Here is a 25,976-nt window from a genome sequence, read left to right as displayed (position 1 = left end):
GAGTTACTGTTAATGAATTAGAAGACCTATATGATAATCGTATAGGAAACATTTTATTCTATGTATAGATAACCATAACCATAAGAATTATACATATTAATAGCCTTTACTTTAATTTAAAAAGATGGATAAGTAGAGTTGATGATGTTGCAAGTAAACATTCAAATAAATGCCTTAAATAGTAAAATATAAAAACACTTTTATATTAGAAAAAGAAACAATCCAAATTGAAATTTTCATGGTTAGCAGTAATAAACCCCATAGTTATACTATGGTTAAAGATTTTAACACAAGAAAACTGATATTTATATAAATATCAGTTTTAAAAATAATTACTGAGATTATAATCTACGAATTGTGTATAGTGAGAATATATGGTATTAAATTATAAACTTTAAGTTGGAATATATCGGAGTTACAATGGTAAAAGTGAGAGTTAGATGGATTCAAAAACAAGCAGATGAAAAGTGCTGTATTTAATTAGAAGTATTTGTGCTATAAGCATTATAATATTTGCAGGTATGCAGATTTTAGGTATTTGGAAAACTGGAGCAGATTATTAGTGCCATTGTTGGGTGTGTCAATGTTAATCAAAGTCATTCAGAATTAAAAAATAAAGAGGTTGATAAATGTATTTCATGTGCTGTGATACTTGCTTTGGGATTTTCAATTTTAAAATTTGTAATAAGATAAAATCAAATTTGTAGACATGGATTGGATTGAAATTTTATTAAAAAAATGTATTTTGTGAAGATAGTTTTATGTTTTAGAATAGTATTTTTATGAATATATTGAATAAAGTAATATATTTATAGTTACATAAATATGAAGATAAACTTTTCTATAATTTAGATATATATTAAAGTTTAGATTTAATCAATAATAAACACAATGTATTATCAATTGAGAATGATAAGTTTATAACTCATATAATTAAATTTATATGAAAGATAAAAGAATAAATTAAATTAATTTTGTATATTATGTAAAAATATATATTATTGGAACATTTTATGACATATGAGAATACCATAAGTTATATTAGTAATTTGCAAGGTGATTTTATGAAGATAAATAATAGATTAAATGGTATAGGTGAATACCACTTTAAAAATCTGGATTATATAAGAGAAAAAAGGATATCCATGGGCAAAAAAGTAGTAGATTTAAGTATAGGAGATCCTAATTTACTAGTAGATGAAAACATAAAGGAAGGATTAATTGAAGGTATGAATAAAAAGGGTTTTAATAAATATCCTCCTTATGATGGGTTAGAACAATTAAAATTGCAAATAATAAAGTATTATAAAGACAAATTTAGTGTACAATTAGAAGAAGAGGAAATAGTTATACTAATAGGCTCAAAAGAAGGAATAAGTAATGTAATACCTTCAGTATGTGATGTAGGAGATACTGTTTTAGTACCAGAACCAGGATATCCAGTTTATTATATAGCATCTAAATTATGGGGTTGTTTTCCGTGTACAGTACCATTAAAAGAGGAAAATAATTATTTAATAGATTTAGATAATATACCAGAAAATACAGTAACAAAAGCTAAGTTAATGTTTATTAATTATCCCAATAATCCAACTGGAGCAAATGCAACGGAAGAATTTTTTGAAAGAGTAGTTAAATTTGCTAAAAAAAATAATATAATTGTTTGCAATGATGCTGCATATTGTGAAATAATAGAACAAGATATAAAACCTATAAGCATATTACAATTTGATAAAGAAAAAACAGTTGTAGAATTTGGAAGCTTTTCTAAGTTGTATAATATGACTGGCTTTAGGGTTGGATATGCTGTGGGAAATAAAGAAGTAATTAAGAACTTAATTAAAGTAAAAAGCAACTTAGATTCTGGCCAGTTTATGCCAATACAATATGCTGCTATTAATGCTTTAAAACTAGGGGATGAATATAATAAACAATTAAAAGAAGAATATAGCAAAAGAAGAGTTTTGGTGAAAAAAATATTAAAAGAAAAAAATATTAAATTTTTTGATAGTTATTCTACATTTTATATTTGGTGCAAGACACCTAAAGGATATACAACTTATGAATTTTGCTTAGAACTTTTAAATAAGTATGGAATTATAGTTACACCAGGAGATATTTTTGGTACTTTAGGGTATGATTATTTTAGAATAGCATTAACACAACCATACAATATAATTGAAAACTCTCTTTCAAGTCTTGACAAATATGAATAAAAGTTATAAAAATGATAGTATGTATAAAGTTTAACAAATTTGAAAAGTAGAGGCTGTTTTGCCTCTATTTACTCTTTAAAAAATCAGATTTTCTTTAATTTCCTATTAAATAATTCAAAATGCTAAATAATACATATATTTTTAACTTGAAATTGATAATGTAAATTTTGTATAATAGTGAATAAAGAATTTTACAAAGAACTCGGAAGGATGCGTTGATAAATGATAAAAAGCATGACGGGCTTTGGGCGTGGGAGTGTACCGAATGGGCACTCAAATTTTATTGTAGAAATAAAAAGTGTTAATCACAGATATTTTGAACTAAATGTAAGAATGCCAAGAGCTTTAATCTCATTAGAAGATGGTATAAGAAAAGTTTTAAGTGAAAAAATAAAAAGAGGTAAAGTAGACGTATTTATAACTCAAAAGACACTTGAAAAAGAAAATGTAGAAGCTGTTTTGAATGAAGAACTAATAAAAAGTTATATGAATTGTTTAAATAAAGTTCAAAATATGTATGATTTAAGAGATGACATTTCAACTATGAGTTTAGCAAGGCTTCCAGAGGCCATTACTCTTGAACAGAAGGAAGAAAATTTAGAAGAAGTTTGGAAAGAATTACAAGCTTCTTTAAATATTGCAATGGATTCTCTTTTAACTATGAGATTAGAAGAAGGAGAAAAGCTAAGACAAGATATAGAGAAAAAATGTGATTTAGTTTTAGATTATGTAAATCAAATAGGTGAAAGAGTGCCTGACACAATATTAGAGTATAGAGAAAAATTAAGAAAAAGACTTAAAGAACTTTTAGAGGATACTCAAATAGATGAAAATAGATTTGTTATGGAAGTTGCATTACTTGCAGATAAAACTGCAATTGATGAAGAAATAGTAAGATTAAACAGTCATATATGTCAAGTAAAAGAAACTTTAAAAATAGAAGGACCTATAGGTAGAAAACTTGATTTTATAATTCAAGAAATGAATAGAGAAACAAATACAATAGCATCTAAAGTTACAGATTTAAGTATAACTAATTTAGCATTAGAAATTAAAAGTGAAATAGAAAAAATCAGAGAACAAGCTCAAAATATAGAGTAAATAGGAGGACACTAATGGGTATAAAATTAATAAACATAGGATTTGGAAACATAGTTTCAGCTAATAGGTTAGTTGCAATTGTAAGCCCAGAATCAGCACCAATAAAGAGAATCATTCAAGAAGCGAGAGATAGAGGTATGCTTATTGATGCTACATATGGAAGAAGAACAAGAGCCGTAATAATAACAGACAGTGATCATGTAATATTATCAGCAGTACAACCAGAGACTGTTGCTCATAGGTTATCATCAAAAGAAGACGACCATCATATAGATGAGGTTGATGAATAATATGGCAGTTAAAGGGCAATTATTAGTTATATCAGGTCCGTCAGGGGCTGGAAAAGGTACTGTTTGTAAGGCTTTATTAGAAAAAAATGATATATGGATATCAGTTTCGACAACTACAAGATCTCCTAGAGCAGGAGAAGTTGATGGAATAAATTATTTTTTTACACCAAGAGAAGATTTCTTAAAAAAAATTGAAAATGATGATTTTTTAGAGTATGCTGAAGTATATGGTAATTTTTATGGAACACCTAAAAGTAAAGTTTTTGAAATGCTTGAAAATGGTAGGGATGTAATATTAGAAATAGATATACAAGGTGCACTTAAAATAAAGTCTGCTTATCCAGATGGAGTATTTATATTTATACTTCCTCCATCAATGGAAGAATTAGAGTCAAGAATAACAAATAGAGGTAGTGAAACACCAGAATCATTAAAAACTAGATTGAGTGCCGCTTATGATGAAATTTCTTTTGCATCAAAATATGATTATGCAGTAGTTAATGATAGAGTTGAAGATGCTGTAAAGAAAATTGAAAGCATAATAATGGCTGAAAAATGTAGAGTTTATAAAATAAAAGATGAAATACTAGGGAGGTTCTAATATATGAAAAATAACAACAGTTCAATGATTAACCCATCAATAGTAGATTTATTAAATAAGGTTGAAAACAGATACTCATTAGTAGTAGCAGCTTCTAAAAGAGCAAGACAAATAATCGATGGTTCAGAACCATTAATAGAAACTGAAAGTACAAAACCAGTTACTATAGCTATAAAAGAGATTAATCAAGATGCATTATTATCTGAAAGCCAAGATGTGAAAGAGGGCTTAAAGTAAGATGAGCAAAGAGAAAACAGTAGTTATAGGCGTATGTGGCGGAATAGCTGTTTACAAAGCTTTAGATGTTATAAGTAGATTAAAAAAGAAAAATGTTAATGTACATGTTATAATGACGAAATCAGCTACTGAATTTGTGAGTCCTCTTAGTTTTCAATCATTAAGCCAAAATATGGTTATTACGGATATGTTTGAAGAACCTAGAGCATGGGAAATACAACATGTATCATTAGCTAAAAAAGCGGATCTTATGGCTATAATTCCTGCTACAGCTAATATAATTGGAAAAGTTGCAAATGGTATTGCAGATGATATGTTATCTACAACAATAATGGCAACTAAGGCTCCGGTTATTTTTGCTCCAGCTATGAATACAAATATGTATACAAATTCAATAGTTCAAGATAATATATCTAAGTTAAAAGGTTTAGGATATGAATTTATAGCACCTGAAAGTGGAAGATTAGCTTGTGGTGATGTTGGTGATGGAAAGCTTGCTGATACAGAAAGCATTACAGAATTTATATTAAGTAAATTAAACAGTAAAAAAGATTTAAAAGGTAAAAAAGTATTAGTGACAGCAGGTCCAACTATATCAAGAATTGATCCAGTGAGATATATAACAAATGGATCAAGTGGTAAGATGGGGTATGCTATAGCAGAAGAAGCAAGAGATAGAGGTGCAGAGGTTACTTTAATAAGTGGACCTACCAATTTAAAACCACCAACTGGACTAGAATTTATATCAATACAAAGCAATTCTGATATGTATGATGAAGTATTAAAAAGATTTGCAGATAGTGATATAGTTGTAAAATCAGCTGCAGTTGCGGATTATAAAATAAAAAGCTATTCTGAAGAAAAGATAAAAAAAGGATCTGGAGATTTAGTTTTAGAATTTACAAGAGATAATGATATATTGAAATCTTTAGGTAAAATGAAAAAAAATCAAATATTAGTTGGTTTCGCAGCAGAAAGCCATAATTTAATTGAAAATGCAAAAGGTAAGATAAAAAATAAGAATTTAGATTACATAGTGGCTAATGATATAACTGATAATGATGCTGGATTTGCTAAAGATACGAACAAAGTTACAATTATTAAGAAAGATGAGACTTTGATTCCTTTAGAAGTAATGGATAAGAAAAAAGTAGCTGAAAGTTTATTTGATATTGTAATTAAGGATTTAAAATAAAAAGCGACATTGTCGCTTTTTTATTTTTATATATAAATATATAGGGGAAAATAGTAGTTGGTTTTGAAATTATGGTATAATATTAAAAGTTAATTTTTATAGGGATATAACATTAATATTTAACCTATACAGGGAGTTTTAGCATTAATAGTTATATTTAATGTTAAAAATTTATTTCATAAAAGATAAATTTAATTTTAAATTTATAACCCTATATTAATATTTAGATATTAGTATGAAAGAGAGGTAAATATGAAGGATTATGTTGGGATAATAGTAAATAATGAAGCGGTAAAGTTAGATAAAATATTTACTTATAAAGTCCCAGACAACTTGAAAGATGACATATTGGTTGGTCATAGGGTTAAAGTTCCTTTTGGATTTGGAAATAAATTTATAGATGGATTTGTTATAAATTTTTATAAAGAAGATGATATAGATAAAGAAAATATAAAAAAATTAAATATGTGAAGTCTATATGTGATGAGTTTCCATTATTAAAACATACTGATATAAAGCTTATAGAGATAATGAGAAGAAAATATTTATGTACTTATCTAGAGGCTATAAAAGTAATAATACCTACGTCTATTACAAAGGGAATAAAGTTTAAAACTAAGTTGGTAGTTATGATATCTAAGCCATTGGAAGAGAAATATTTAAAAGAAAAGTATATAAATATATATGAATTTATAAAGGCTAATAACGGAATTTATAGTAAGTCGGAAGTGTCAAAAGAAAAAGGTTTTTCATTATCATCTATAAATACTTTAATAAAATATGATTTTTTAAAGTGTGAAGAAAGTATAGTAGATAGGTATAATGTAAAAGAATACAAAAAATATGAAAAAAAAATATTGAACAAAGATCAAAAAAATGCAGTAGATAATATTTTAAATTCATCAAAAAAACAATTTTTAATACACGGGATAACTGGTAGTGGAAAAACAGAAATATATATGAATTTAGTAGAAAGTATGATGAATAATGGAAAAGATTCTATAATATTAATACCAGAGATTTCTCTTACTCCACAGATGGTAGAAAGATTTAAAGGTAGGTTTGGAAAAGATGTTGCAATTTTTCATAGTAAATTAAATGATGGAGAAAGATTTGATGAGTGGATGCGAGTTAAGATGGGAAAAGTCAAACTTGCTATAGGTGCTAGGTCTGCATTGTTTCTACCTTTTGAAAAACTAGGGCTTATAGTTATAGATGAGGAACATGAAGCTAGTTATAAGTCAGAAAGTGATCCTAAGTATGTTTCAAGAGAAATTGGTGAAATCAAAACTCAACTTGAAGATTGCAAATTAGTTTTAGGTTCAGCTACACCTTCTATAGAAACATATTACAAAGGTCTTATAGGTGAATATGATATAATTACACTAAATAATAGAGCTGTAAATAATAAATTGCCAGAAATTTTTGTTTCAGATATGAGAGAAGAACTTGCAAATGGAAATAGGAGTATTTTTAGTAATGAGCTCTATAAAAGTATTAAAGAAGCTTTGAGTAAAGATGAACAGATAATATTATTTTTAAACAGAAGAGGATATTCAACCTTTGTATCTTGTAGAGGGTGTGGGTATGTTTTTAAATGTGATAGATGTGATATATCATTGACATATCATAATAATCAAGCATCGTTAAATTGTCATTATTGTGGAAATAAGGTTCAAAAACCTAGGATTTGTCCTAAATGTGGTAGTAAGTATGTAAAGCATTTTGGAATAGGAACTGAGCAACTTGAAAATCAAGTAAATAAAATGTTTCCAAATGCAAAAACTATAAGAATGGACTTTGATACGACAAGGGAAAAAAATGCTTATGAAGTATTGTATAATAAATTTAAAAATAAAAGTGCTAATATACTTATAGGGACTCAAATGATAGCTAAAGGATTAGATTTTCCGGATGTCACATTAGTAGGTGTAATTGCAGCAGATTTATCATTAAATATACCAGATTATAAATCTACAGAAAGAACCTTTCAATTGATAACGCAGGTAGCAGGTAGAGCTGGAAGGGATAAAAAAGATGGGAAAGTAGTTGTACAGACATATACTCCTGATAATTATAGTATAAACTATGCCGCTAAAAATGATTATTCAAGTTTTATGAAAGAAGAATTGCAACTTAGAAAACTTTTAAATTATCCACCTTTTTCTAAAATAATGAGTATGAATTTTAGTAGTGAAAAGGAGAATTTTCTTATAGAAAATGTTCAACGATTAGGTTATAAACTAAAAAGTTTATTAGAAAGAAATCAAGAGGTGTCTATATTAGGACCATGTCCTTGTGGTATATCTAAAATAAAAAATTATTATAGATGGCAAATAATTATTAAGGGTAAAATAAAAGAAGATTTAGCAATGAATATAAAAAAATTTGTTTATGAAGAGCTAGAAAATGTTTATAATGATATAAGAACTAGTATAGATGTAAATCCGAATAATATGATATAAAATTATATATATAATATAATTTTATAAAAATAGTTAAAGTTAAGGAAAAGGAGAATTATTATGGCATTAAGACAAATTAGAACACAAGAAGATGAAGTGTTAAGAAAGAAATGTAAAATAGTTAATGAAATAAATGATAGGTTGTTAACATTAATTAAAGATATGAAAGAAACTATGTATGAATCTAATGGTGTTGGACTTGCAGCTCCACAAGTAGGAATTTTAAAAAGAGTTGTTGTAGTGGATATAGGAGAAGGTCCTATTGTATTAATAAACCCTGAAATACTTGAATCAAAAGGAGAAGTAGTTGATTTAGAAGGATGTTTAAGTATTCCTAATGAGCATGGAAAAGTTAGAAGACCACAATATGTTAAGGTTAAGGCTATGAATGAAGATGGTGAATGGTTCACTATTGAAGGAGAAGATTTTTTAGCAAGAGCGTTTTGTCATGAAATAGACCATTTAGATGGAGTTCTTTATATAGATAAAATAGAAATGTAGGTGATAATATGTCAAAGATGAAAATAGTATTTATGGGAACGCCAGATTTTGCAGTTCCTTCTTTAGAAGCATTAATAAAAGAATTTGAAGTTAAAGCTGTAGTTACTCAACCGGATAGACCAAAAGGAAGAGGCAAGTCTTTAGCAATGTCTCCAGTTAAAGAGGTGGCTTTGAAACATAATATAGAGGTATATCAGCCAGAAAAAATTAGAAAGAATCAAGAAACCATAGATAAAATAAAGGCTATAGAACCAGATTTTATAGTAGTAGTAGCTTTTGGCCAAATATTACCTAAAGAAGTGTTAGAAATACCTAGATATGGTTGCATAAATTTACATGGATCATTGCTTCCAAGATTTAGAGGAGCAGCGCCTATACATTATTCTATCATGGCAGGAGATAAAGTGTCGGGAAATACTACTATGCTTATGGATGTAGGTCTTGATACTGGAGATATGCTTTTAAAAAATACAGTTGAAATTACTGAAAAAATGACAGCAGGAGAATTATATGAAATTTTAAAGGAAACAGGTGCACCGTTGCTTATAGAAACTTTAAAAAAGTTATATAATAATGAAGTAATACCAGAAAAGCAAAATGATGATTTAAGTTGTTATGCTCATATGTTAAATAGAGATATGGCTAATATTGATTGGAATAAAAGTGCGCAAGAAGTGCATAATTTTATAAGAGGATTAAATCCATTCCCGATTGCTTATAGTTATTATGAGGATAAGATGATGAAAGTTCTAGAATCAGAGGTTTTAACTGAAAAGTCTACAAAAACTCCTGGAACTATACTGAAGGTTGATAAGAAGGGAATGAGAATATCAACAAAAGATGGTATTCTATTAGCAAAAAAAATTCAATTCCCTAATAAAAAAGCTATGAAAGTGTCAGAATATATAAAAGGAAATTCAATAGAAGAAAATATAGTTTTACATAAATAAATTATGAAAATCTATAAAATAAAAGATGTAGGAGGTTGCTGATTATGTATCCATTCTATTTTGATTCTACAATGTTAATACTTATACCAGCTCTTTTGATTTCTATGTGGGCACAGATGAATATTTCATCTACATTTGCTAGGTATTCCAAAGTTTATAGCAAAATGGGATATACAGGTAAGGATGTAGCTAGGATGATATTAGATGCACATGGATTATTTGATGTTCCTATAGAAATGATAGGAGGAAATTTAACAGACCATTATGATCCACAAAGAAGAGTTGTTAGATTGTCAAGAGATGTTTATAATGGTACATCAATAGCGTCAATAGGCGTAGCGGCACATGAGATAGGTCATGTAATTCAACATAAAGAAGGGTACGGACCTATAAAAGTTAGAAGTGCATTAGTGCCTATTGCTAATATAGGATCAAATGCATCTTGGTTTTTATTTTTCTTAGGTATAATTTTTAGTATAAATCCATTAATAAATATAGGTATTATATTATTTTCAGCTACAGTATTATTTCAACTTGTAACATTGCCAGTTGAATTTAATGCATCCAATAGAGCTATAGAAATAATTAGGTCTAAAGGAATACTAGTAGGGGATGAAGTAAATGGTGCTAAGAAAGTATTAAATGCAGCAGCTCTTACTTATGTTGCAGCAGTTATAACTGCAGTATCACAATTGATAAGACTTTTAGCAATTAGAGACAGAAATGAATAAATTTTAATCGAGGTAAAAAAATGAATAATGCTAGACAAATAGCAGTAGATGTTATAACACAAGTTTTTAATAATAAGGCATATTCTAATATTGTATTAGGTAAAGAACTTAATAAAAGTGATTTAAGTGATGTTGATAAAGGCTTGGTAACTGAAATTGTTTATGGAACGATAAAATATAAATATACAATAGATAAAATAATACAAAGTTTTACTGGAAAGAACTTCAAAAAACTAGAAGACTTTGTGCTAAATATATTAAGAATATCCATATATCAAATAAAGTATTTAGATAAAATACCTCCATTTGCTGCAGTAAATGAAGCTGTAAATTTAACAAAGAAAAATTCATCTTTAGGTGCATCAAAATTAGTGAATGGAGTATTAAGAAATTACTTAAGGAATTTAGAAAAAAGTTATTGTGGAGAGGACCCTATTGAAAAGCTATGTTTTGAATATTCTTTTCCAAGATGGTTAGTAGAACATTTTATAAAACAATATGGTAGAAAAACAACTGAAAAAATATTAATAGGATTAAATGAAAGACCTGCACTAACTGTAAGGGTAAATGAAATAAAAGGTGAATATGAAGAGATTTATAATAGTATGGAAAATGAGGGATACCAAGTATCAGAAGGATATGTTGCTCCAGAAGCTATTAGAATTGTAAATGGGAGAAATATTGAAGATAATCGTTTATTCAAAGAAGGCTATGTAACTGTTCAAGATGAGAGTGCCATGTTAGTAGCTCCATCAATGGAACTTAATAGTGATTCCAGAGTTTTAGATTTATGTAGCGCACCAGGAGGAAAAACGACACATATTTCTGAAATCATGGATAATACAGGTGAAGTTTTAGCTTTTGACATACATGAAAATAAATTATCACTTATAAAAGATAATGCAAAAAGACTTAATATAAATAATATTAAATGTGAAACATTAGATGCATCTGTGTATAAAAAAGAATTTAACAAATATGCAGACAGGGTATTAATAGATGTTCCTTGTTCTGGACTAGGAATTATAAGAAAAAAACCGGAAATCAAGTATACTAAAAATCAAAAAGAATTAAAATCAATAGTTGAAATTCAAAGAAGTATAATGAATAATGCAGCAAAATATGTAAAAAAGGATGGAGTTATTTTATATTCCACTTGTACTTTAAATAAAGAAGAAAATGAAAAAAATATTCAATGGTTTCTAAAAAATCATCCTAATTTTAAATTAGAACCTTTATTTTTTGGAAATGTGGATAATATAATTTATGGTGATAGTGGAGAGGTAACTATACTACCTAATAAATTTATGGATGGCTTCTTTATTGTCAAAATACGTAGGATTGGGTAGGTGCAATTGTGAAAAATATATTGGACTTAAACGTTAATGAATTAAAGCTTTGGATGAAGGAAAATGGAGAAAGTGAGTTTAGAGCAAAACAGGTTTTTTCGTGGATTTACAAATATGTATATAATTTTGATGATATGAAAAATTTATCAAAATCCACTAAGGAAAAATTAAAAGATAATTTTTATATTGGGGTTCCTAAAGTATTAGAAAAATACAATTCTGTTGATGGGAATACAAGAAAATATTTATATAAAATGAAGGACAATAATTTGATAGAATCTGTAGTTATGCAATATAAACATGGAAATTCTATATGCGTGTCTACTCAAGTAGGCTGTAGAATGGGATGTAAGTTTTGTGCGTCTACAATAGATGGTGTTGTTCGTAATCTAACTAGCGGAGAGATTTTAGGACAAATAATAAAAGCACAAGAAGAATTAGGAGAAAGAATATCAAATGTTGTTCTTATGGGAAGTGGGGAACCACTTGATAACTTTGAAAATGTTATTAAATTTTTAGAACTTGTAAATGCAGATTATGGATTAAATATTGGGCAAAGGCATATAACATTATCTACTTGTGGTATAGTTCCTAAAATAAAAGAATTAGCAGATAAAGATATGCAGATAACTCTTGCTATTTCACTTCACGCTCCTAACAATGAAATGAGAAAACAAACTATGCCTATAGCTAAAGCTTTTAATATAGATGAATTATTAGAAGCATGCAATTATTACATAGATAAAACTAATAGAAGAATAACTTTTGAATATGCATTGGTAAAAGGATTTAATGATAGAGAAGAGGATGCATTAGAATTGTCTAAGATATTAAAAGGTATGCTTTGCCATGTGAATTTGATACCAATAAATGAAATAAAGGAAAGTGAACTAAAAAGGGCTAATATAAAGGAAATAAATAATTTTAAAGACATTTTAATAAAGAATGGCATAGAGACCACTGTTAGAAAAGAGATGGGCTTAGATATAAATGCAGCTTGTGGACAACTTAGAAGAAGTTATTTAGAAAAAAAGGAGTTGTAACAATGGGGAGATTAATAGGTATAAAATCTGATGTGGGAAATAAAAGAGTTTTAAATGAGGATTTTGTTAAATATTTTGAAGATGAAGATATTGCTATATTTGCCATAGCAGACGGTATGGGCGGGCATAATGCAGGTGAAGTAGCAAGTAAGATGGCGTTAGAAACCGTTATAGATTATTTAAAAAAGAACAAAGAGGAAGAAAGTAGAATAGCATTAACTAAAGCAGTAAATTTAGCAAATCATCATATATATAAAGCTGCCTTATTAAAGGATGAATATAGTGGAATGGGAACTACAATTACCATTTGTTATATAAAAGATGAAAAATGTTTAGTGGCAAATGTTGGAGATAGTAGATGTTATGTTATTTGTAAAGATAGATTAATAAAAGTTACAAAGGATCATTCCTTGGTTCAAGAACTTTTAGATAATGGAACTATTAGTGAAGAAGAAGCTCAAAATCATCCTAATAAAAATGTAATTACAAGAGCTATAGGAACTAAACCAATTGTAGATGTAGATCTTTATGAATTAAATCTAAATGAATTTGATAAAGGTCTTTTATGTACTGATGGACTTACAAATGAATTAAGTGAGCAGGAGATTTGTAATATTATTATTACAGATAAGGAAGATGTTTGTGATGAGCTTATAAAAGCTAGTAAAGATAGAGGCGGAAGAGATAACATCTCAGTTATCATATTTAAAGGAGCGTGTGGAGATGATTGGAACCATATTGGGGAGTAGATATGAGCTGATTGAAAAAATCGGTGAAGGTGGCATGGCTATAGTTTATAAGGCCAAATGTCGACTTTTAAATAGGTATGTTGCAGTAAAAATACTAAAAGAGCAATATACTTCTAACATTGAATTTATGGATAAGTTTAGAAAAGAAGCTGCAGCTACAGCAAGCTTTTCACATAATAATATAGTTAATATATTTGATGTTGGGGTAGAAGGAAAATATAACTATATTGTTATGGAATTAGTGGAAGGGAAAACATTAAAGCAAGTAATTTGCGAAAATGGTAGTTTACCTTGTGATCAAGTAGTGGAATTTGGAATACAAATAGCACAAGCATTAGAGTGTGCCCATAGAAATGGTGTTATTCATAGAGATATAAAACCACATAATATTTTAGTTAAAGAGGATGGGGTAGTTAAAGTTACAGATTTTGGTATAGCTAAAGCTTCTAATAGCGACACTATAACCCATACAACAAAAGTTATAGGTTCAGCTCATTATTTTTCACCAGAACAGGCAAAGGGAAAAGTTGTGGACTTTAGAACAGACATATATTCGTTAGGTATTGTGCTTTATGAAATGGCTACTGGTAAGTTGCCTTTTGATGGAGATAGTCCTGTATCTATAGCTTTAAAACATATACAGGAGCCTGTGGTACCACCAACTGCTATAAAATATGACATACCATTAAATATTAGTAATTTAATATTAAAGGCTATAGAGAAAGAGCCTATCAAAAGGTATCAAAGTGCTACAGAAATATTACATGATTTAAGGCAAATAAGAAGTAATATTAGTTATAATATACCTCAAAACAATGGTGATACTGAAGAATTTACAAGGATAATGAGTCCTATAAATATTGATGAAGATAAATCATCAAAAACATCATATGAAGATAGCAATAATTATAATTTGTATGGAAAAGATGGAGAAGAAGAATATGATGAAGAAGAATATGATGAAGAAGAATATGATGATGATGATGATGAAGAAATTAAACCAAGGAAAAAAAGGTCGAAAAATAAGAAAATGAAATTGTTATTAGCATCTATAGGAATATTTATAGTTCTAATTGGAGCTTTTGCAATAACGTTAACAATGAAGCCATCTACAGATGCTGGTTCTAGTAAAAAAGAGGTTAAAATACCACAGATTGTAGGCAAAAGCGAAGAAAATGCTAAAACTATCATTGAAGAACTAGGACTTGTATTTAAAGTTGATGGTGAAGAAAAAAGCGATAAACCTAAAGGAGAAGTATTAAAATGTATTCCTAATGAAGGAACTACAGTGAAAAAGAAATCTGAAGTAAAAGTTATTGTAAGTTCAGGACCTGAAGAAGTAACTGTACCTGATTTAGGAAATTTAAGTTTACAAGAAGCACAAAATCAAATTACAAATATGGGTTTTAAGGTTGGAAAAGTTACAGAGGAAAATAATGAAACTTATAGTGAAGGAACTGTAATTAGGCAGAATCCACAACCAGGAACTACAGCTAAAAAAGGAGAATCTATAGATGTAGTTGTAAGTAAAGGATCAGCCGTTAAATATTCCCAGACTCCAGATTTAATTAATATGACTGTAGATGAAGCATCTAATGTTTTAAGTGCAGCTAATTTAAAATTAGGAGCAACTACTGAGGTTTCAACTACTGATAAGAGCCGTGATGGAAAAATATTTTATCAAAGTGTATCATCTGGATCAAAAGTTAATGAACAAACGGCAGTAGATGTTAAGTATTATAAATATAAAGAACCTGAACCAGAAAAAGTTTCTGTACCTTATTTTGTAGGTATGACATTAGGTGATGCTAAAAATTTGGCTAATAGTCTAGGGTTAAATATAAGTGGTTCAGGAGAAGATAGTGATATAATTGAAAGTCAAAGTATACAAGCAGAAACTAAAGTTAATAAAGGTGAAAATATAAGTGTAACTGTTAAAAAACAGGAGCAAGAAAAGCCTGAAAAACCTGAAAAGCCTGATGAAGGAGAAAATCAACAATAAATTTGGAGGATATATGCAAGGAATAATAGTTAAAGGTATCGGTGGTCTTTATTATGTAAAAAGTGAAGGAAACACGTATACATGCAAAGCTAGAGGAAAGTTTAGATATAATAATTTATCACCTATGATAGGGGATAATGTAGAAATTAAGGTTGAAGATAATTCTGTTACAATAGAAAAAATATATGAAAGAACAACTGAACTTATAAGACCGGTTGTTGCCAATGTAACTCAAGCTTTTGTTATATTTGCATTTAGACATCCTGATTTAAACAGGGATTTGCTTAGCAAATTCCTGTTATTATGTGAGTATAATAATTTGAATGCTGTTGTTTGTTTTAATAAAATGGATCTTAAAAATGAAGATATTGATAAAGTAAAAGAAGAACTTGAATCAGCAGGTTACGAGGTTCTATATTTAGAGGCTAAAAATAATTTGGGACTTGAGAAACTAAAAGAAAAAATTAAAGACAATATAAGTGTATTTTGTGGTCCATCAGGAGTAGGAAAATCTACTATACTTAATAAATTTATTGGAAGAGAAATGATGGAAACTGGGGAGATAAGTGGTAAATTAAAAAGAGGAAAGCATACTACAAGGCATAGTGAATTAATTGAATTTGGAGATGGATATTTAGTTGATACACCGGGTTTTTCATCTTTAGAATTAAATTTTATCCCTAAAGAAGAATTGCAATATTGCTTTAAGGAGTTTGAACCATATAGAGATAAATGTAAATTTAATAATTGTATTCATCATAAAGAACCTAGTTGTGCAGTTAAGGAAGCTGTAAATGAAGGGAAGATTCATAAAGCAAGATATGATTTTTATATAAAAACTTTAGAAGATATAACAAATAATAGGGGGAATAAAAGATGATGAAATTATCACCGTCAATATTATCAGCTGATTTTTCAAATTTAGGAAAAGCAGTTGAAGATTTAGAAAAGTATGGAGCAGATATGGTGCACATAGATGTTATGGATGGAATGTTTGTTCCAAACATATCATTTGGTATACCTATAATAAAATCTATTAGAAAATGTACTAAGCTTACATTTGATGTTCACTTAATGATTGAAGACCCATCAAGATATGTAGAAGACTTTGCTTTAGCTGGTGCAGATATAATAACTATACATGCAGAAGCAGATAAACATTTAGATAGAACTGTTAATTATATAAAAGGATTAGGAGTTAAGGTAGGAGTAGCTATAAATCCAGCTACACCAGTGGAAAACATAAAGCATCTAATTCCAATAGTAGATATGGTTCTTGTTATGTCTGTTAATCCTGGTTTTGGAGGTCAAAAGTACATACCATACTGTAATGAAAAAATAAAAGAAATTAAAAAAATAAGTGATATATCTAATAAAAACTTAATGATTCAAGTTGATGGTGGAGTGGATAAAAACAACATAAAAGAAATAGTAAGCTGTGGAGCAAATGTTATAGTAGCAGGATCTGCAGTATTTAAAAACAATGAAATTGAAAAAAATATAAGAGGACTAAAAGAAGGGTTTTAATATGAAATGGTTAATTATATCTGGTGGTACACCACCAAAAAAAGAAACCATAGTTAAATATATAGATAATGGATTTTCTATTATAGCAGCTGATAGTGGAGCTAATTCTTTGTATAAATATAATATAATACCTAAAATTTTACTTGGGGATTTTGATTCAATAGATAAAAATGTATTGGAATATTTCAAAGATAAATGCGAAATTACTAAATATCCTAAAGAAAAAGACTACACAGACACAGAAATTGCATTAGAAAAAGCTATTGAATTAAATGCAAAAGAAATAGTATTCTTAGGCTGTACTGGAACAAGAGTAGATCATTTAATAGGTAACTTATGTATACTTAACAAAGCTATAAATAGAGGTGTAGATGCACATATAGTTGATGAAAATAATAAAATAACTATGATAAAAGAATCAAAAACTATTTATGGGAAAAAAGGAGATATTTTTTCTGTCTTTGCATTTAACACAAAAGTTGAAAGTTTGTCTGTAAAAAATGCAAAATATGAATTAAAAGATTATAATTTAGAAGTAGAAGACAGTCTTACTGTATCGAATGAATTTGTTGAAAATGAAGTTCATTTAGAATTTTCATCAGGAACATTAATGATTATAAGATCTGTAGATTAGCAAAAAAACTAGCGTTTGATTAAACGCTAGTTTTTTTGTGAAAAATTATATAAATTATATAATTTATAAAAATTTAATTTTTACTTTATAACTAAATAAAATATATGTATAATTTTTAAATTTATAATAAAAATTTGATGTATAAGATTAAATTCAATATTGGTACACTTATAAACTTAAAAACAGTGTCAAAAGAAAATTTAATACATAATATGGTAATAAGAAATGTGATTCATAAAAACTATTTAATATAAAATTATAAGCAAGGTGAGATAATGGCTAAAAAAAATAAAAAAAATAAAAATAAAAAAGAAACAACAGATATGAAAGTTATAGGGGCTGTAGCTTTTGGTGTGATTTTAGGAATTGTAATACCATTTTGGGGTTGGATTATTGCAATAGGACTAGGAATTATTAGCGCTGGATGGAAAGTTATGGAGAAATAGTGGAAAGGTGGTGAGAATGTGAAAATAGTAGCTATAAAACTTCCTAAATTCTTATCTAAGATAGTTAAACTATTCATAAGAAAAGAATAAAAAATAGAAATCAAGCTTAAAAATATATAATACATAATTAGCTTGATAAATGACTAATTTTAAAAGTTAATCTAAATCTAGAAAGTAAATATTGAAATTCGTATAATAATTAATGTTTATAAAATAAAAATACAACTTTAAATTTAAAGTTGTATTTTTATGAAAATCTTAAGATTTTCATCAGTATATTATTGAATTGAAATATCTTGTTTATATGTAAAGTATCTAAAAATTATTAGGTACTATTTAAAAAGAGTGCTTTGGCACTCTTTTATAGCTATATAACAAGCTAAAGATTAAGCACGCTCAACCTTACCTGAACGTAAGCATCTTGTACATACATGTATAGTCTTAGGAGAACCTTTAACTATAGCTTTAACTCTTTTTAAGTTAGGAGCCCATGTTCTTTTTGATTGACGGTGTGAGTGGCTGTATTGAGTACCTGATACAACACCTTTATTACAAATTTCGCATCTTCTTGACAATTCAAACACCTCCTTATAATCACAATGATTTAATGTTTAAATCAAACATAAGCTATTTTACCATAATAATTATATTTTATGCAAGTAAAAACTAAAAATAATACATAAATTATATTATAAAATTATACAGTTTAGGGAAAAATCAATAGATGATATATTAATTTCTTGAATTAATCTATTTTATAATATAAAATAAACTATATGGTGTTATTAAGGAGGAGTTATATATGAAAGCTAGTATAACTAATCAAGTAGGTAATATTTTTTATTCAGAAGAAGTTTTAGCGAATATAGCAGGTGTATCAACAATGGAATGTTATGGTGTTGTTGGAATGGCCTCTAAAAACGCTAAGGATGGTCTATGGGAGCTTTTAAAAGCTGAAAACCTTAGTAAAGGTGTTAAGGTAAACATGAAAAATGAATCTTTAAGTGTAGAATTATATATAATAGTAGAATATGGAACTAAAATTTCAGTTATAGCTAATAATATAATTCAAAAAGTAAAATATAATGTGGAGAACTTTACAGGACTTAAGGTTTCACAAGTTATAGTGAATGTTCAAGGTGTCAGAGTCTAGGAGGTATTAAAGTTGGAAAACTTAAAAATAAATGGGCAAGATTTTTGCAACATGCTAAAAAATGCATCAAATAAATTAGAAGAAGAAAAAGATTATGTTAACTCGTTAAATGTTTTTCCTGTTCCAGACGGAGACACAGGTACAAATATGTCAATGACATTTAAGGCTGCTGTTAGTGAAGTAGATGGATTAGATAATGACGACATAGGGGAAATAGGAAAAAAGTTAGCTAAAGGTGCTCTTATGGGAGCGAGAGGAAACTCTGGTGTTATACTTTCTCAAATATTTAGAGGAATAGCTAAAGGATTAGAAGGTAAAAAAGAAGCTACAGTTAATGATATAAAGGAAAGTATAGTGCAGGGTTCTAATTTTGCTTATAAAGCAGTTATGAGACCTACAGAAGGTACAATACTTACAATAATCAGAGCAGCAGCAGAGGGCGTTAAAACAAGTAAAGCTCAAAATGTAACTGCTTTATTTGAAGAAGTATGTAATAATTGTGAAGTAATGTTACAAAAGACACCAGAAATGTTACCACAATTAAAGCAAGCTAAAGTTGTGGATGCAGGTGGAATGGGATTATTAATTATTTTTAAAGGAATGTATCAAGCTTTAAATGAAGGGTTAAATGTTAAATTAAATACAGAAGTTTTACAAAAAGAAACTTATGAAATGCCTAATATACAAACTGACATAAACACTGAAGACATTAAATTTGGATATTGTACAGAGTTTATGATTTTATCATGCAAAGTTGACACAGAGGATTTTAAAAATTATTTAGAACAAAGAGGGGATTCTATAGTTGTAGTTGGTCTTGAGGATATGGTCAAGGTTCATGTGCACACAAATGATCCAGGAGAAATAATTTCTAAAGCATTAACATTTGGTGAACTTTCAAAATTAAAAATTGAAAATATGAGAGAACAACATAGAAGTTTACTTGGTATAGATGAAGAAAAAGCCATAGAAAAGATAGAGACAGTTAATAAAGAACCTATAAAAAAATATGGATTTGTTACAGTAGGAAGAGGCGAAGGTATAAAAGCAATATTTGAAGATTTAGGCGTAGACGTAGTTATTGAAGGCGGTCAAACGATGAATCCAAGTACACAAGATATAGTAAATAGCATAAATAAAATAAATGCAGAAACTGTATTTATTCTTCCAAATAATAAAAACATAATTATGGCAGCAAATCAAGCTGTGGAATTAGTTGAAGATAAGAATGTAATAGTTATTTCTACAAAAACTATACCACAAGGGGTAACAGCTATAACAATGTTTAATAGTGAAGATGATGCAAATCAAAATTTTGATATTATGTCTGAAGCAATTGGCAATGTTACATCTGGTTCAGTAACATATGCTGTAAAAGATACAGAGCAAGATGGTAAAGTTATTAGTGAAGGAGACATACTAGGAATACTTGAAAAGGATATAAAACAAGTAGGAAAAGATGTTTACACTGTTTGTGAAGAGTTAGTAAATGACATGATAAACGAAGATAGTGAGATAATAACTCTTTTCTATGGTGAAGATTGTGATAAAAACAAGGTTGATGAATTAGTAGAGAAATTGGAAGAAAGGTATCCAGATATGGACATCCAATGTTTTGACGGGAAACAACCATTATATTATTTTATTACAGCAGTAGAATAAAAGCCTAAGGGCTTTTTTCTATTATATAGATACTTATTTGTATATTTTTAAAATTTTGTATATGATTTTTAATTATCTACAATTAAAAATGGTTTATGGAGTGATAGTGTGAATGTATATGACGACATAACATTTGTTAAGGGTGTAGGGCCTAAGATGGGGGAGAAACTTAATAAGTGTGGTATATATAATATTTTAGACTTATTATTATATTTTCCTAGGGATTATGATATGGTTAAAATAGGAAATTCCATAGAGGAATTTGAAGATAAAGAGAAAGTAATATTAGAATGTACTGTGAAAAGTATATTAAGAGATATTCGAACTAAAAATAACAAAATTTTATCTACAGTTATATTTAACTGTGGTAATAAGAATTTTAAAGGACAATGGTTTAATCAACCTTATGCTAAAAATAGTTTTAGGGTTAATTCTACATATGTTATAACTGGAAAAGTTGAAAAGTTCAATGGTGAATATAGAATGAGTAATCCTAAAATATTAAAAAACACTAGTATAGATAAGAATAAAATACTAGCAAAGTATTCATTAAAGGACAATCTAAACAACAGTTTTTTAAACAAAATAATTAGTGATGTTTTATCACAGGTAAGGATAATAGAAAATTTACCATCAAAAATATTAAAGAAATATCAATTTATGTCTTTAGATGAATCTATAAGGAATATACATAGTCCTAAAGACAGATATAAATTAGAAGAGGCTAGAAAAAGATTAAAATTTCAAGAGCTATTTGCTTATTCTATGAAGATTCTTATGTTAAAAGAATTGAATAAAAGTAGTTTAGGGATAGCATTTAAAATGGCTAATGAACTTAGAAATTTAAAAGATAAATTACCGTTTCAATTAACTGAGGCTCAAAGTAGAGTTATAAGGGAAATATTAATTGATGAAAAAAGAAATGTTCCAATGAATAGGTTGGTACAAGGTGATGTAGGTAGTGGAAAAACTATAGTTGCATTAATAAGTTTATTTAATGTTATAAAAAATGGGTACCAGGCAGCTATGATGGCGCCTACAGAAATATTGGCTAAACAACATTATTTTGAAGCAACAACTCTTTTTGAAGATTTTCAAATAAATATACAATTGCTAACAGGTAGCACTACTGCTAAAAATAAAGAGATTATAAAAAATGATTTAAAAGAAGGTAAAATTGATTTATTAATAGGAACTCATGCTCTTATAGAAGAGGATGTTGTTTTCAAAAATTTAGGTATGATTGTAACAGATGAGCAACATAGATTTGGTGTAAATCAACGAAATAAACTAAGTGCAAAATCTGAGAATGCTGATGTGTTAGTCATGAGTGCTACACCTATACCAAGGACATTAACGTTATGCCTTTATGGAGATTTAGATGTATCTGTTATAGATAAATTGCCACCTGGAAGAAAAAAAGTAGATACATATTATTTGGATAAAAAAGAAAGAAATAGAGCTTATGATTTTACTTTAAAAGAAATAGGTATGGGAAGACAAGTTTATATTGTTTGTCCTTTGGTAGAAGAAAATGAAGATTTAAAATTAAGTTCTGTGGAAACTTTGAATAATGAACTTAAAAATGGGTATTTCAAAAATATTGAAGTTGCAATTCTTCATGGAAAAATGCCTAACAAAGAAAAAAATGCTATAATGGAAGAGTTTAAAAATGGGAATATAAAAGTATTAATCTCTACTACTGTTATTGAAGTTGGTGTTAATGTACCAAATTCAACAGTTATGATAATTGAAAATGCTGAAAGGTTTGGACTTTCTCAGCTACACCAATTAAGAGGAAGAGTTGGGAGAGGTAGTCATAAATCTTATTGTATATTAATTGCTAATATAAAGAGTGATACAACTAAAAGGCGTATGGAAATTATGAAAAATAGCAATGATGGATTTTATATAGCAGAAGAAGATTTACGTATAAGAGGTGGTGGAGAGTTATTTGGATTTAGGCAGTCTGGGGAAAATAATTTTCTTTTAGCTGATTTAGTTGAAGATTTTAGGATCTTTAAAGCAGCTAATATGGAAGCAAAAGAAATTATAAATAGTAAAACTATTGAAGATGAAAAAGTAAAAATTGAAATTAAAGATAAATTAGAGAAAAGTTCTAAATATATTTGCTTTAATTAGAGATTGTGATTTAAAATATTTATGAAAAATAAAAATATAATATGAATTTTAATTTATAAACGAAAAGGAGCAAAAACTATGAGAGTAATCGGCGGAATAGCAAAAGGAAGAAATTTACTTCCACCAGAAGGAATGGGAACAAGACCAACATTAGATAGAATTAAGGAATCTATTTTTAATATAATACAGCATAGAGTTAGGGGAGCTGTTACTGTAGATTTATTTTCAGGGACAGGAAGTTTAGGAATAGAAGCTGCTAGTAGGGGTGCGGAAAAAAGTTATTTAATAGAAATGGGAGATAGTAGTTATAGTCTTCTTAAAAAGAATGTTGAAAATCTAAAATTTCAGGATTTATGCGTAACTTTAAATGGAGATTGTTATAAATTTCTTGAACAGTTCTATAAAGAAGATAAAAAGTTTGATATTATATTTATAGATCCTCCTTATGCTAAGGAAATGATACCTCCAGCAGTAGAGTTAATTTCAAAATATAAGTTATTACAAAAGGATGGATTAATAGTTACTAAAATAGACACAAGTGAAGTTATTTATGAAGGAAATGATGAAATAACTTTATTTGATAAAAGAAAGTATGGAAACACTACAGTTTGTTTCTATGATTACAAGGAGAAGTAAAATGAGAAAAGCAGTGTATCCTGGAAGTTTTGATCCTATTACAAAAGGGCATTTAGATATAATAAAAAGAGCTTCATATATTTTTGATGAAGTTGTTGTAGCTGTCTTGATAAATCCAGATAAAAAAGGTTGGTTTACTATAGAAGAGAGAGTTGAACAAATAAAGAAAGTAACAGCTAATATGCCTAATATTAAAGTTGAAAGTTTTAGTGGACTTTTAGTCGACTTTATGAATGATAAAGAAATAGATGTAATAATAAAAGGATTAAGATCTATGTCAGATTTTGATTATGAGTTTCAAATGGCTTTAATGAATAAAAAACTAGATAAAACTAAGGAAACTTTGTTTATGATGACAAACTCTAAATATTCTTATTTAAGTTCATCGTCAACAAAACAAGTAGCATTATTTGGAGGGTGTTTAGAGGATTTAGTTCCAGAGGTTACACAAGAAGAAGTGAAGGCTAGGGCTAAAGTAAAAAGGGGGGAATAGGTTTTGGATAAAAGTATTAGCAACGTTTTAGAACTTGTAGATTATCTTGAAAAAACTGCTAAGACATCTAGTAATTTATTGGGGAAAGTTAGTATAAATAAAGGAGAATTATTAGGTCTTATAAATGAACTAAAAGAAAATTTACCACAGGAATTTAATGATGCAAAGACTATTGTAGATAAAAGAGAGGAAATTTTTCTAGCTGCACGTAGAGAGGCTGAGGAAATGAAACAAGAGGCATCTATAATAATTCAAAAACAATTTGAAAATGCAGAAGTTTTGAAAAAGGCGGAAGTAAAAGCTGCTCAAATATTAGATGAAGCTAATATGGAGGCGAGAAAAATAAAGGCTGACGCCAATAAGTTTTCAAAGGAATTAAGACTAGGTACAGTTAATTATGTTGATGAGGTATTAACAAAATTACAAAGGGAAATAGATACTAAAAGTGAAGAAATGGTTTTAAAGGTGAATAAAGAAGTGGATATTATGCTTAGAGGTATATATGAAGATTTTCAGAGCACTACATCCACTATTGTTGAAAATATAAAAGAATTAAATGCGTTTAAATAAATTTTTTAGATTAAAAGCTAAAAATGGGATAATTATAAACATAGATATTAAGATATAAAGTTGAGAATTTATATTGTTAAAATATTGATTAGTATTAAAGGTTTCTAATACAGGTGATAATAATGGAATTTTGCAAATAAATGCTGTGAAAAAAGCACTTATAGCACCTTGAGTTAATTTAAAAAATAAGTACTTTTTTATACTTACATTGAATTTAGAAATTATAGAATAAACCTGCGATGTTATAGATATGCCACTAAATCCTATTAAAAAACTTATTAGAATTAATTTGTTATTTAAAGAAAGAGTGCATTTAGCAATTATATTGCAACCATTAGTTAACTCCAATAGGCCCAAAGATATTCCTTTTAAAACATCTAAAGGGATATTTGATATATCTGACAGTTTGTTTGCGACAGTGTTAAATAATACACTGTCGTTTATTATGCCTATTAATACAGAAAAAATTACTATGAAACCACCTATGGATAAGGAGGTTTTAATTGCATCTTCTACGGCAGCCATAAAAGATTGGCCAAGGTTTGTAGAAGGATTATTTGTTATATTTGAAAATGATTTATTCATATAGAAATTTTTATTAGGTTTAATTTTATTAGGTAATATAAAAGCCATAGCTATACAGGAAAGCATATTAGATAATAGTAGTAAATAGCCTATTTTAGGATTTAAAAGCATAGAAGTACCTACAGCACCAACAATGAAAAGAGGACTGCCGTTTGAAGCGATATTTAAAAGTCTTTCGTAGGTTTTAAAATCTATAAATTTTTCACTATATAATATAGTTGCATATCTAGCGCCTAAAGGATATCCACAAAATACACTTACTAATAGAGCTAAGCTACAATTTTTAGGTAAATATAAGGGGGTACATATAAAATTACCTAATATTTTGGAGTATATATTTATTCCTCCACAGGAAATAATCATGTTCACAAGTATTAGAAAAGGAAAAAGAGATGGAAATACTGAATAAAAAAATAATTTACAACCTAAAATTGTAAGTTCTATACAGTGTTTTGGATCTGAAATTATGTATAATATTATTAAAGTACATAATAAAGTGAAAAAACCATTAAGATTATATTTTCTAATAAAAATATAACTTATTAAAACTATAATAATAAAAATAAAATAGTAAATCATCAATATACCCTCCAAAAATTAATGTCTTAATTAATTTATATTTCTAGGATAGATATATATGATTAAATTTTTTATAATTATAAATAAGAAAAAGATGGGTCTTAAATAGGTTTTAAAAT

Annotated in this window: 25 protein-coding genes and 1 pseudogene; 24 read left to right on the top strand and 2 right to left on the bottom strand. The window is 27.9% G+C overall.

The features are described from left to right. Positions 1–1,064: 1,064 nt before the first annotated feature. The 18 genes and pseudogenes from CSGHG_RS03770 to CSGHG_RS23550 all read left to right on the top strand — a co-directional run bounded on the left by CSGHG_RS03770 (position 1,065) and on the right by CSGHG_RS23550 (position 18,037). A complete protein-coding gene (locus CSGHG_RS03770) occupies positions 1,065–2,216 on the top strand; it encodes an aminotransferase class I/II-fold pyridoxal phosphate-dependent enzyme (protein WP_010292840.1) in 1,152 nt (383 codons plus the stop codon). A gap of 222 nt (positions 2,217–2,438) precedes the next feature. Continuing rightward, a complete protein-coding gene (locus CSGHG_RS03765; protein ID WP_010292839.1) occupies positions 2,439–3,317 on the top strand; it encodes a YicC/YloC family endoribonuclease in 879 nt (292 codons plus the stop codon). 14 nt (positions 3,318–3,331) lie between these two features. Continuing rightward, the gene (gene remA / locus CSGHG_RS03760; protein WP_010292837.1) at positions 3,332–3,607 is read left to right on the top strand and encodes an extracellular matrix/biofilm regulator RemA; all 276 of its coding nucleotides are present in this window, start codon (positions 3,332–3,334) and stop codon (positions 3,605–3,607) included. A gap of 1 nt (position 3,608) precedes the next feature. After that, positions 3,609–4,208 carry a guanylate kinase gene (gene gmk, locus CSGHG_RS03755; protein WP_042316032.1) on the top strand — a complete coding sequence of 200 codons (600 nt, stop codon included), beginning with the start codon at positions 3,609–3,611 and terminating at the stop codon, positions 4,206–4,208. A gap of 3 nt (positions 4,209–4,211) precedes the next feature. Then, positions 4,212–4,445: a DNA-directed RNA polymerase subunit omega gene (gene rpoZ, locus CSGHG_RS03750; protein ID WP_010292834.1), complete on the top strand. Its 234-nt coding sequence runs from the start codon at positions 4,212–4,214 to the stop codon at positions 4,443–4,445. A gap of 1 nt (position 4,446) precedes the next feature. Beyond that, positions 4,447–5,640, top strand: coding sequence for a bifunctional phosphopantothenoylcysteine decarboxylase/phosphopantothenate--cysteine ligase CoaBC (gene coaBC, locus CSGHG_RS03745; protein ID WP_010292832.1), 1,194 nt, complete (start codon positions 4,447–4,449; stop codon positions 5,638–5,640). Positions 5,641–5,892: 252 nt separating this feature from the next. After that, positions 5,893–8,105: pseudogene (gene priA, locus CSGHG_RS19790) on the top strand (primosomal protein N'). 60 nt (positions 8,106–8,165) lie between these two features. Further along, positions 8,166–8,606 (top strand): peptide deformylase, encoded by a 441-nt coding sequence (gene def / locus CSGHG_RS03735; RefSeq protein WP_010292825.1) that lies wholly within the window; start codon positions 8,166–8,168, stop codon positions 8,604–8,606. 17 nt (positions 8,607–8,623) lie between these two features. Further along, positions 8,624–9,556, top strand: coding sequence for a methionyl-tRNA formyltransferase (gene fmt, locus CSGHG_RS03730; RefSeq protein WP_010292824.1), 933 nt, complete (start codon positions 8,624–8,626; stop codon positions 9,554–9,556). Between the two features lie 44 nt (positions 9,557–9,600). Next, positions 9,601–10,287, top strand: a complete 687-nt coding sequence (locus tag CSGHG_RS03725) for a zinc metallopeptidase (RefSeq protein ID WP_010292823.1) — start codon at positions 9,601–9,603, stop codon at positions 10,285–10,287. 20 nt (positions 10,288–10,307) lie between these two features. Next, on the top strand, positions 10,308–11,636 hold the full coding sequence (rsmB, locus tag CSGHG_RS03720; protein ID WP_010292822.1) for a 16S rRNA (cytosine(967)-C(5))-methyltransferase RsmB: 1,329 nt from the start codon (positions 10,308–10,310) through the stop codon (positions 11,634–11,636). Between the two features lie 8 nt (positions 11,637–11,644). Further along, positions 11,645–12,679: a dual-specificity RNA methyltransferase RlmN gene (gene rlmN, locus CSGHG_RS03715; RefSeq protein ID WP_010292820.1), complete on the top strand. Its 1,035-nt coding sequence runs from the start codon at positions 11,645–11,647 to the stop codon at positions 12,677–12,679. 2 nt (positions 12,680–12,681) lie between these two features. Then, positions 12,682–13,428, top strand: a complete 747-nt coding sequence (locus CSGHG_RS03710; RefSeq protein WP_010292818.1) for a Stp1/IreP family PP2C-type Ser/Thr phosphatase — start codon at positions 12,682–12,684, stop codon at positions 13,426–13,428. Continuing rightward, entirely contained in the window at positions 13,403–15,430 is a 2,028-nt protein-coding gene (pknB, locus tag CSGHG_RS03705) for a Stk1 family PASTA domain-containing Ser/Thr kinase (RefSeq protein ID WP_010292816.1), read from the top strand. Before CSGHG_RS03710 ends, pknB begins: the two co-directional genes overlap by 26 nt. Before the next feature lie 13 nt (positions 15,431–15,443). Then, complete coding sequence (gene rsgA / locus CSGHG_RS03700) at positions 15,444–16,310, top strand: ribosome small subunit-dependent GTPase A (RefSeq protein WP_010292815.1); 867 nt, start codon at positions 15,444–15,446, stop codon at positions 16,308–16,310. Next, positions 16,307–16,957, top strand: coding sequence for a ribulose-phosphate 3-epimerase (rpe, locus tag CSGHG_RS03695; RefSeq protein ID WP_010292814.1), 651 nt, complete (start codon positions 16,307–16,309; stop codon positions 16,955–16,957). The genes rsgA and rpe overlap by 4 nt, the downstream gene beginning before the upstream one ends. Before the next feature lies 1 nt (position 16,958). After that, positions 16,959–17,591, top strand: a complete 633-nt coding sequence (locus tag CSGHG_RS03690) for a thiamine diphosphokinase (protein ID WP_010292813.1) — start codon at positions 16,959–16,961, stop codon at positions 17,589–17,591. A gap of 275 nt (positions 17,592–17,866) precedes the next feature. Further along, positions 17,867–18,037: a hypothetical protein gene (locus tag CSGHG_RS23550; protein ID WP_162130902.1), complete on the top strand. Its 171-nt coding sequence runs from the start codon at positions 17,867–17,869 to the stop codon at positions 18,035–18,037. Positions 18,038–18,423: 386 nt separating this feature from the next. On the opposite strand, the gene rpmB is transcribed toward CSGHG_RS23550, so the two are convergent. Beyond that, positions 18,424–18,612 carry a 50S ribosomal protein L28 gene (rpmB, locus tag CSGHG_RS03680; RefSeq protein WP_010292812.1) on the bottom strand — a complete coding sequence of 63 codons (189 nt, stop codon included), beginning with the start codon at positions 18,610–18,612 and terminating at the stop codon, positions 18,424–18,426. Positions 18,613–18,839: 227 nt separating this feature from the next. Between rpmB and CSGHG_RS03675 the strand changes: the two genes are divergently transcribed. The 6 genes from CSGHG_RS03675 to CSGHG_RS03650 all read left to right on the top strand — a co-directional run bounded on the left by CSGHG_RS03675 (position 18,840) and on the right by CSGHG_RS03650 (position 24,693). Then, positions 18,840–19,190 (top strand): Asp23/Gls24 family envelope stress response protein, encoded by a 351-nt coding sequence (locus tag CSGHG_RS03675; protein WP_010292811.1) that lies wholly within the window; start codon positions 18,840–18,842, stop codon positions 19,188–19,190. Between the two features lie 12 nt (positions 19,191–19,202). Beyond that, positions 19,203–20,852 (top strand): DAK2 domain-containing protein, encoded by a 1,650-nt coding sequence (locus tag CSGHG_RS03670; RefSeq protein WP_010292809.1) that lies wholly within the window; start codon positions 19,203–19,205, stop codon positions 20,850–20,852. A gap of 108 nt (positions 20,853–20,960) precedes the next feature. Beyond that, positions 20,961–22,994 carry an ATP-dependent DNA helicase RecG gene (gene recG / locus CSGHG_RS03665; protein WP_010292808.1) on the top strand — a complete coding sequence of 678 codons (2,034 nt, stop codon included), beginning with the start codon at positions 20,961–20,963 and terminating at the stop codon, positions 22,992–22,994. A 78-nt stretch (positions 22,995–23,072) separates the two neighbouring features. Further along, entirely contained in the window at positions 23,073–23,630 is a 558-nt protein-coding gene (gene rsmD, locus CSGHG_RS03660) for a 16S rRNA (guanine(966)-N(2))-methyltransferase RsmD (protein WP_010292806.1), read from the top strand. Position 23,631: 1 nt separating this feature from the next. Continuing rightward, entirely contained in the window at positions 23,632–24,123 is a 492-nt protein-coding gene (coaD, locus tag CSGHG_RS03655; protein WP_010292804.1) for a pantetheine-phosphate adenylyltransferase, read from the top strand. A 3-nt stretch (positions 24,124–24,126) separates the two neighbouring features. Continuing rightward, positions 24,127–24,693: a hypothetical protein gene (locus CSGHG_RS03650; protein WP_010292803.1), complete on the top strand. Its 567-nt coding sequence runs from the start codon at positions 24,127–24,129 to the stop codon at positions 24,691–24,693. On the opposite strand, the gene ylbJ is transcribed toward CSGHG_RS03650, so the two are convergent. After that, positions 24,676–25,857, bottom strand: a complete 1,182-nt coding sequence (ylbJ, locus tag CSGHG_RS03645; RefSeq protein ID WP_010292802.1) for a sporulation integral membrane protein YlbJ — start codon at positions 25,855–25,857, stop codon at positions 24,676–24,678. The two genes, CSGHG_RS03650 and ylbJ, sit on opposite strands and share 18 nt — an antisense overlap. Between the last annotated feature and the right edge of the window lie 119 nt (positions 25,858–25,976).

The sequence above is a fragment of the Clostridium senegalense JC122 genome, assembly GCF_000285575.1.
GTDB lineage: Bacteria > Bacillota > Clostridia > Clostridiales > Clostridiaceae > Clostridium_J > Clostridium_J senegalense.
This window is presented reverse-complemented; position numbering and strand designations above follow the sequence as displayed.